General features: G+C 57.9%; 4 protein-coding genes and 1 pseudogene. 1 reads left to right on the forward strand and 4 read right to left on the reverse strand.

What is annotated here, in order from left to right; translation table 11 throughout:
- Positions 1-429: 429 nt before the first annotated feature.
- The 4 genes and pseudogenes from ACWGTO_RS32085 to ACWGTO_RS32100 all read right to left on the reverse strand — a co-directional run.
- A pseudogene (locus ACWGTO_RS32085) lies at positions 430-720 on the reverse strand (DUF4158 domain-containing protein); the annotation flags it as partial.
- A gap of 300 nt (positions 721-1,020) precedes the next feature.
- Positions 1,021-5,340 carry an amino acid adenylation domain-containing protein gene (locus ACWGTO_RS32090; protein ID WP_454578755.1) on the reverse strand — a complete coding sequence of 1,440 codons (4,320 nt, stop codon included), beginning with the start codon at positions 5,338-5,340 and terminating at the stop codon, positions 1,021-1,023.
- A 145-nt stretch (positions 5,341-5,485) separates the two neighbouring features.
- Positions 5,486-6,754 (reverse strand): aminotransferase-like domain-containing protein, encoded by a 1,269-nt coding sequence (locus ACWGTO_RS32095; protein ID WP_454578756.1) that lies wholly within the window; start codon positions 6,752-6,754, stop codon positions 5,486-5,488.
- Positions 6,755-6,873: 119 nt separating this feature from the next.
- Positions 6,874-7,401, reverse strand: coding sequence for a VOC family protein (locus tag ACWGTO_RS32100; protein WP_454578757.1), 528 nt, complete (start codon positions 7,399-7,401; stop codon positions 6,874-6,876).
- Between the two features lie 1,137 nt (positions 7,402-8,538).
- On the opposite strand from ACWGTO_RS32100, the gene ACWGTO_RS32105 reads away from it, so the two are divergent.
- Positions 8,539-9,210 carry a 4'-phosphopantetheinyl transferase family protein gene (locus ACWGTO_RS32105; protein ID WP_454578758.1) on the forward strand — a complete coding sequence of 224 codons (672 nt, stop codon included), beginning with the start codon at positions 8,539-8,541 and terminating at the stop codon, positions 9,208-9,210.
- Positions 9,211-9,526: the final 316 nt, after the last annotated feature.

Here is a 9,526-nt window from a genome sequence, read left to right on the forward strand (position 1 = left end):
AATATTGATTGCTCGCAAGTCTGCGCAGACAGGCTCAGATCAAAGCCTCAGCGGCGAATGGATTGGGCTCGCACGCCAAACAACAAGCTGTCGCAATCAGCTGTCGAGAAGCTGACCAGTCAGGAAAAACCCGCGTCCACAGGCCTCCATTTTCTAACACGCCCGCTCGGACCAAGGTCGAAACAGCGCGCTTGATCTGGACCGAGCCTTCGATCAACCTATCGCCGATGCGGGAAAGGCCCGCGATCACGGCCCGCGGCCGCAAGCATTCGGCTGCTCCCCTTGGTACATCGATTGCTGTCGCTCCATTGTGGCGGAGTTCCGCAAATCGAAATTCGCTGCTCCCGCTGGCCAATATTATCGAGCGGATGGGGCTCGCGGCTCGCGCTATCGCTCGTCGGCGGGCGGGAAAGACCCTGATCGAAGGAAGGCATGTCGTCTGAATGCGGTCGAGCTTGCGCCTACTTGCTCGGCAACATAGTCGAGCATCGCTTTCGGCGGAGCCTCGTTAACCAACAGTGGCCGGCCGGGGTAGCGCATCAAGCAGAGTTGGATCGCGAAGCCGAGCTGATTGTGTTCGCGCCGCCGTAGCTGGATTTCCAGCAAATCGGCCTGTGAAAGAGAATAGTGGCTGATCAGACTGTCTTCATCGACCGGAATGTCGAATAACGTCTTTCGCTCGTGTTCTTGGAGAAACGCTCGTCGGGGCCACTTTCCAATCCACTCCAGAACGGTAGTGGCCAAGCCTCTGTCCAAAGGCAGCCCGACGGTACAGGAGGCAAATGGCGTAGCCACAGCGAACATCCGGGCGTTCCCTCCGTTCGACCTTAGCGCAAGATTCTGCACAGCACTTGTTCCGGCCCCCTGATCGACGACGAGAGAATCGCCTGTCGACAACAGCAAGCCGTTAGGAGGCGATCCGAACACTTTTCGGGTTTGTCGACCAGATGTGAGCGCGGCTCATTCTCCGGGATGTCGCCTTCCTCTTCAGCGATGCGGAAGCGGAGGTCAGCCACCAGATCACGTCATTAGCCCACCAGTATCGACCGCTGCAGGGCTACGTGTTGTCACAGTGGATCTATTCAAAGCAGTTGACATGGCTCTGGCCAGAACTCGGCGGTTGTCGGGAATACTCATCATCGTCATGTGGTTGCCTGGAATTGGCGCGGCATGAATGGCCGTCTCACTCAAAACGCGATCCCAGCCCCGCAAGGGCGAACCTGCCTCCGGACCTGGTGAATTCTTGGCTGGTGGTGACCGGCTGCGGCGAGGCTCGGCGGCGTAAAACTGATGTATTTCAACTGAGAGGCGTGGAACTCGATACAACTGCAGTGCCGTGTGGAATTGGGCAATTGTTTCATACGTCAAAGCGTCGTTGTGGACATCACGACCCAGAGGGATCGCTCCAATTTGCTGCGCCTTTTCAAGCAGCTGAACAGTCGAACTTTGTCCAGCGAATTGCTCCAATATGTCGAAGCGCTTGTCATCCAAGAATTCGAGAGATTCCAGCACTACTTCTCGCGCCATTTGGGCAGGTGATACGCTTGATGGATTTGCAGGTAGCGCAACATCGATGAAAGCGATGAATGACACAGTTTCATCGAGATCCAGTAAGCGCTGGGCAATCGCGTAGGCCAAAATTGCGCCTGAGGAATATCCGGCGAAGCGATATGGACCTCGCGGCTGGATTTCTTTGATCGCCAGGATCACCTCCGATGCTATCCCTTCAAAAGTCGGCGGGCACAATTCGTTGAAGGACGGCCATGGCAAAGCATAGACAGGACAGTCCACGTTCATTTCATTCACCAGACTGAGGGCATACGAACAATCTCCTAACCCTGTGGGAACAAAGAAGAGCGGCGGTTGCGATCCTGTAGCCCGAACGGAAAGCACTACAGAAAACACCTGAGCTACGTTGCGGTGCGGCTCCGCGTCGATCTTCGATGCGAGTTCCTTCAAAACAGGAGCTTGGAAGAGATCTGCGGCGCTAAACTTTAACCCAAGATCTAATGCTCGACCGAGAAACCGCACCGCCAGCAGCGAATGGCCGCCGAGTTCGAAGAAGTGGTCGTGGCGCCCGATCCGCTCGACCCCGAGGAGCTCGGCCCAGATCGCGGCCAGCGCCGTCTCGACCGCGCCCTGCGGCGCCTCATAGCCGCGGCGCGCATAGGCGTCGTCCTCCGGCGCCGGTAGCGCCTTGCGGTCGAGCTTGCCGTTGGCCGTCAGCGGCAGCGCCGATAACCGCACGAATGCCGCCGGCACCATGTAGTCGGGCAGCCGCGCGCCAAGATGACCGCGCAAGCCGCCGGCCAGCGCGCCTGGATCTTCGTCCGGCGCTGCCGCCTCAGGCGCGCATACCACATAGGCGACAAGGTGCTTGTCGCCGGCCCGGTCCTGGCGCGCCACCACCACCGCCTCGCGCACCCACTCATGCTCGGCAAGCCGCGCCGCGACCTCACCAGGCTCGATGCGGAAGCCACGGATCTTCACCTGGTCGTCATTGCGGCCCAGAAACTCCAGATTGCCGTCGGGCAGGTAGCGCGCGAGATCCCCGGTGCGATACAGCCGGTCGCCGTCCACAAAGGGACTGGCGATGAACCGCTGCGCCGTCAGCTCCGGCCGGTTCAGGTAGCCGCGCGCAACGCCTGCCCCGCCAACATAGAGCTCACCCACCGCCCCGAACGGCACCAGTGCCCCATGACCGTCAAGCAGATACACCCGCGTATTCGCTATCGGACGGCCGATCGGGAGACGGCCGAATGTCTCATCAATCGCGGTGATCTCGCACACTGCCGCAAAAGTCGTCGTTTCCGTCGGACCGTAGCAGTGCAAGAGATGGTGCGGTCGGTTCTGGCGCAAAAGCCGTGCCATTGCTGGCACATCAACCGCATCACCGCCGACCAATAGAACCCGCAAACTCGCCAGCACCGAGCCCAAATCATCAACGCTCTGGCTGAACAATCCGGCTGTCAAATGCAGGACCGTAATGCGGTGCTGCTGAATCAGGCTGCGCAGCATCTCCGGCTGCAGCACATCAGTGTAGGGAATCACAACCAGGCGTGAGCCGTGTAGCAGCGGCGCCCAGACTTCCAGCGTACTGATATCAAACGCGGGATTGCCTACCCACGCCACACGATCTTTTGAGCTGAACTGCGCATAGCCATTGTTGATGATGAGCCGATTGACGGCACGGTGAGGAACAACAACTCCCTTGGGAAGGCCGGTCGAGCCGGAGGTGTACATCACGTAAGCGGCCGCCTCGGCGCTCAAGGGGAGCCCAGGATCGGCGTTACTTCCTGTCCCAGCCATGAGCGGCTCAATGGCCAGAACAGGACTGACAGTATCCAGACTACCTTGCTCTGTCCCGGCGAGCACCAGGCGTGCAGCACAGTCGGCGATCAGCCATTCTTGTCGAGCGGATGGGAGAGCGCGATCGATCGGCACATGAACTCCCCCCGCCTTCAGGATTGCCAGTTGCGCCACCACAAGCGCGACAGAGCGGTCCAGTACCGTAGCAACGCAATCCCCGGGCTCGACCCCCAGTGCGATCAGGTGATGCGCCAGGCGGTTGGCGCGCTGATTGAGCTCGCCATAGCTCAGGCGCTCGTCCTCATGGACGAGGGCGACGGCTTCGGGTGCACGCCGGACCTGTTGCTCGAACAGTTCATGGATGCACAGCTGCGACGGATAGTCCGCCGCCGTCCGGTTCAGCTCCTCCAGCAGATAGGTGCGTTCATCGGCCGGCAGGATGTCGATGCTGCCGACCGGCTGCCCGGCATCGGCCAGCATACCGCACAACAAAGTTTGCAAATGCTGAGTCATGCGCTCGATCTGCTCCGGCGCCAATCGACTGGCATCAAAGTGCCAGCGAAAGCTCCCATCGAGAGCACAAATCTCAAATGTCAGCAAAGCTGCCGCGCAATGGAGGCTCGAGGCTGAATGAACAACGGCAGAACTGTTTTCTGCCGCAATCGCCATACCAACCGGCCAGGGCCGTTGCGATCGCAGCGCCTCTATCTCCCTCAATGGCGGGCAGCGCCCGATAAGATCGCGCGCAAAGCTGTCGCGCTCCCTCAGTTGAGCGCATTCGGCCGCCACCGCTTTGCGTATTTCTTCGAAGTCATTGGCAAGATCGATGGTGACTTCCATAGGCACGGCGGAAGCGATAACGGCCCCTACCGCTTGCACGCCGGCTCGCGACGCTTTCGGCGCCGGTGTCCATCCGAGCTGAAGCTCTGCCTGGCCCGTGATGCGGGCTAGATAGATCAGCCAAGCCGTTATCAAGTATTCCACCCGATCAACGGCGGGCAGCTCAGCTAAGGCCTCTGGAATGAGCCACGAACTCGACTGCCATCGCGCCAGCGCTTCGGCTGCGCCCGACGACAGGAAAGGAAGCTGCACTGTTTTAAACTGCTCAAGCCGCTGTCGCCAGAAGTCCTCTGACGGCGCTATCTCCTCATGGATAGCAGTTAGGTGCCGCACCTGATCGTCGCTCAAGAGCGGGAGGTCGTCGCCTTCATCCAGATTGCAGTGGCTGGCGAGTGTTCGCGCCTCCAGAGCCTGACCGTCCAAGCTGCCAAACCAGACGTCGACATCCTGCGTACCCGTCGCCACACGCCAGTGGCTGGAGTGAATCTCCAGCAGGCGACCGGCCGCAAAGCCCGAGCGGCACGGCAGCACCTCCAGGTGCCGGACGGCGACAACCTCTTCCCCAACGAGAGCCTTGCACACACACAATGGATTGGGATGATACGGTCCAAAATCCAAGGCCCGCGTCATCGCCGATAGATCTTGCGCGGATCGATCCCATAGTAGACAGCCTGCCGCATCAGGGAGTCGATGCCTCGCAAAATAGCTTCTGTCTTCCAGTGCCTGCGGACGGGCAGTAAGCTCTCCCTTCGCCAAGCCAGTTAAGAGCTCGCCGAAACCCTCGACGGCGGCGTCGTAACATTTGAGATTCAGGGTCAACGCGGTATCAGTAGGCGCAATCAACACTTGGCGCTGAACCGCTACGTCACCCACGTTAATGCCTTCATCGATCCGGTGCCAGGTGATGGCATATTCGGTCTCTTGCGCCAGCAGCGCCCAGGAGGTCGCGTGCGTTCCGGCATATCGGGGCAATGGACCGTCATGGTAATTAAAAGCACCTCGATGCACTTGCCCAAACACGTGCGGCGGCAATATGAACGGATTGGCGACGGAAAAAATCCAATCTACTGGCTCGGCCTTCAAGAAAAACGAGAGCTCTTCAACGCTTGCAACACGCAGGATATTCGCGCCAGCCGCCCAATCCGCGAATATGGCGTCGCCACACAGAGCCGCGCGGATGCCGTGGCCCATCTCCATTGCGAGCTGAGCACAGCTAATAGCTAACGTACCACTACCAACAACAATGCTGGACTTGATTGGTGGGCCGGCAGGTTGCCTATTCCGATCGCCTGGTTCGTAAGCGCCGGCGCACACCGGAGAAGACAGATATGGCATCTCACCCCCCAGCCAATCCACCCACCAAGCCAGGCAGTTTCCCGCCCAGGCACCGCTCGATGTAGCGGCTCAAGCCTGTCACACTGGTTCGTATTTGCTCGGGAGTAACCGCGCTGAATGCCAGTCGGACCCGGCAGTCTTGAGAATCATCCAATGCAAAGAAGCTCATCGGCATGACAATGACATTGTCACGCCTTGCACACTCGTCCACGTTGTCCGCCCCAAATCTGAAGGGAAGGTCAAGAGTCAGAAAAAACCCGCCGGAGGGACGATTCCATCGAATCCGATCCGAAAAAGGCGAAAACACACTATCGAGTTGTCGCAACATGACGTCGCGATTTGCACGATACCAATCCAGCGCCGGGCGGATCCAGGCACGCAAGCTTGCCCCCTGTTGGATCAAGAGCCCTGCCACGATCGCTTGTGTAATCTGGCTCGTATTGATGGTAACGAAGCTCTTGCGCTGAACCAGGTCGTTCCAAAGTGCCTGGCGAACACCCGCGTCTCCAAACATGGTGTCGGGCAGTATTGCGGCTCCGACACGGAGAGCCGGGCTTAGCGTCTTGGAAAATGTGGACAGGTAAATAACACTTCCGACCTGATCCAACGCGGCCATCGGAGGAACCGCATCTCCCTCATAGCGGAATAGCCCGTATGGATTGTCCTCCAAAACGACGAGACGATGTCTGGCGCACACTTGAAGGATATCGCGTCGTGCGGCCGCACCGAGAACCCGCCCGGTCGGATTGTCGAAGTCGGGAATAAGATATATCGCCCGAGCCCTCCGACCATTCCTGCGCAAATGCTGGACGGCGGCCTCGATTGCGTCCGCGACGCTAGGCCCTGAGTTGGACAACGCTGCAATGGCGACCTTCGCAGCTTTAGCTGCACCGGTCGCACCGACATAGGTGGGATTGCAGACCAGAAGCACATCCGCAGGTTCAGGACACAGCGCCGGCAGGCAGATAGCAAGTGCTTCCTGGCATCCTGAGGTGATCAGTAGGCGATCCGCCTTCGCAGGAACCCCATCATCGGATCGCACCTGTTGCGCAACGAACTCGCTAATGATCCCGGCGGTTCGTCCATATTGCAACAGGTCTGACCATCCTTGCCCGCTCCGGTGACCGCCAGCTGAATACCGTTCATATACTCTCAGCGCATTCACCAGCACCTGGGGGTCAAGTTTATCGAAGAACCGGTCACTCGGTCTGCCGGACGCCAGAGAAATAGCCGAGGGGAACACACCTGAGACTTCGTTCAGGAAATTCATTACTGAGAGCTGCGACCTGTCATCCATCATCGAACCTTGCACGAGATTCCACCGAGTTGTGGATCGACCGCTTTGCGGGGAGCGAGCGTAACTTGACTCGGAGGCCTAGGCGCTTTTGCTCAATATTTGCCAGACCGTTCAAGTTGATCGAAGAGCTGCTGAACATTCGATTCGAGGAAACCAGTCTCTCCATCTCGGTGAATGATTTCGAAGCTTAGGCCTGTCTCAATGGAGCGACTCGAGAAGGCCTGTGTCAGTCCAGGACCACGAATAACATCCGTATCAAATCCCAGACCGCGAGACTTTAGTGTCTTTACCGTGGCATCCACGTCGTCCACCTCAAGTGCGATATGAGCAACTCCAATGCCGTGGTGCCGCACGAATTCCGAGACTTGAGAAGCCGGTTCAGTGCCCTGACACAAAACAAATCTAATGCCTCGGCTCTCGAGTTCGGCAGACCGCATACCGGTCCCTCGGCCTTTGATGTGAAACCGACGTTTCAATTCAAATCCAAGTACGTCTCGAAAAAACTTAATTGAGGCCTCAAGATCGAGCACGGCGATCGCAATGTGGTCGACCCTACGGAATTGCGACAGCGAACTCGCAGACGTCTGAATGTCATTCAGCTCGCAACCGATCGTTCTCATGATGATCTCCTATCCACGGAAATCTTGGGGCCACGTCCGCGAGACCGCCAAATGGTCGGGTTCCTGGTCTCAGCAATGTCTAGCAATCAGCATGCCAAAGACATTCTGCGAGCCTTGCCCCAAGGAACCATGTGCTTCGCGCCGCGACGGCGGGAATACTTCGGTCTTGATGTCGGGGTCTGGACATGGACGTCTTGAACCGGACACAGCTTGAAGAACAACATGGACATCAAGACGCCTCTCGCCTCCCGTGCTGACTCTAGCGTCCACGCAACGATGAAGTCGCCGAAGCGACGTCACGACCGAGGGCTCGGCGGCCACCTCCAACTTTGCTGGCGGCGCCGTGGCGGACGACGCTTGCTTACGGACTCCAAGGTGTCGTACCTCCCCGCCTGGAACAGAAGAGCGTACTTCGTTGCAGTCCACATCAATGAGGTAAGCGCCACGCACTGTCGAAATCCGGAGGTCCAGAAGCATCAAGCGTGCGAGACGACGAAGTTGAGACCGCCAACCTCTGGTCCAGCAATACCTCGCACGAATTGCCACCCTGGATCGCCTCGCCGGCAAACAGGCGCTCGATCTGGAGTTCCTAAAGCGGCTAAAAAGAGCGCACCCGGCGCCACGGATGTCATCGTCATTCGGTGGCTAATGCGCGATCATGACCGTCAGTAGCGCCATCAGCAGCACCACGTCGCCACCAGCGCAGCGACCACGACGAGAGCTATCTACTCGGGGGCGATGCGATCTGAGCGCGCCCGCCTCTGCAATGTCTGAACTGATCAGCCCACAAAAGCGCCTTGAACGTACCGCTCCTCACTGGCGTCTGTCGGAGTGGTGCCCTGGCACTCAATGGTATAGGGATCGCGCTTTCATACCGATCTGACGTCAATTGAGCTTGGAGAGCATGACGTCGTTCCGGATGCTATGGACCCTCAGTCACTTGTGACCTTAAGCTGGCGTTTGCGCCCGATGGATTTTCCCACTCAGCATGCTACGAATAAGGGGAACCTCTCGAGCTGCGATACGTGAGAGTTGCACCTCGTTGCCGGACCTCAGCGTCAATGTAGTAGAAGGATGCCGCCATAATACCGCAAATTCGCACCTTCACAATCACCGGAACAAGGGCGCGCCCCAGCTATGAAAACGCTTGCTACGTTAGGGAGCGCTATCGGCGCAGCCTTGGGGGATGACATTAGCTTTTCGGGCGGGCAGATACGTGACCCGGTTCCCCTGCCATTTCCCGATGAAGCTGAAATGTTGGGGAACGTGTCGCTTCGCCGTCGGCGTGAGTTCAGCTGGGGACGTCATCACGCTCGTGAGGCATTGCGTCATCTAGGCTTTGCTCCTGTTCCAATTTTGTCGAGAGATCGGGCCCCCCTTTGGCCCTCGGGAGTTGTCGGGAGCATTTCCCACTCTTCGTCTGATTGCGGAGCAGTTGCTGGACGCTCCAGCAATGTACTCGCTCTGGGACTAGACATTGAAGATCAAGAGCCGCTCGAAGCGGAGCTCCTGCCAATCATATGCACCCCTGTGGAAATGGAGCGTAAAGAGTGGTCAAGCAGTCGCTTCTGCCCGAAATTGATCTTCGTGATCAAGGAGGCCGTATACAAGTCATACGCGCCTGCGACTGGTGAGTTCTTGGATTTTCAAGATGTAATAGTCGGGACGGACGATGCGGACGGGTCGTTCGAGGCTAAGATTATCAACGAAAACAAACCAGCGTTTTTTGGAAGTCGAATTATAGGAGGAATTTATCGGCAATTTGAAGGCGGATTTCTTGCGGTATCCGCGCGATTTAGCGACGCGTAGTCTAACATTTTTCGGCATTCCGGCTTCGCAAGCATAAAGGCGCGCCGGAGAACTCGTTGATGTTGGCTGCAATGGAGGAACTATTTTGTTCTGACCGGGCAAATATGCAGGCTTGCACGCTGAACGTCAGGTGACATTAGCGGCTTCACTCTGTACAACAATTCCATTGACCCCATCGAGAATTTGCCGTTTTAACCCGAACGCGTCTGAGACCACTACGGCCGACATTTAAAGAGCGCTTTGGTAAGTGCAAGCCCGAAACCCTCCTCTTTTGAAAGCTGAAAAACCGCAAAAGCGCGAGCTTGAAGTCTGCTGA

The sequence above is a fragment of the Mesorhizobium sp. PL10 genome, from assembly GCF_053714315.1.

What these genes read in the sequence shown, in the direction of transcription:
- ACWGTO_RS32090 (WP_454578755.1), bottom strand. Translation starts at nt 5,340, where the DNA reads ATGGGCCACGGCATCCGCGCGGCTCTGTGTGGCGACGCCATATTCGCG.
- ACWGTO_RS32095 (WP_454578756.1), bottom strand. Translation starts at nt 6,754, where the DNA reads ATGAATTTCCTGAACGAAGTCTCAGGTGTGTTCCCCTCGGCTATTTCT.
- ACWGTO_RS32100 (WP_454578757.1), bottom strand. Translation starts at nt 7,401, where the DNA reads ATGAGAACGATCGGTTGCGAGCTGAATGACATTCAGACGTCTGCGAGT.
- ACWGTO_RS32105 (WP_454578758.1), top strand. Translation starts at nt 8,539, where the DNA reads ATGAAAACGCTTGCTACGTTAGGGAGCGCTATCGGCGCAGCCTTGGGG.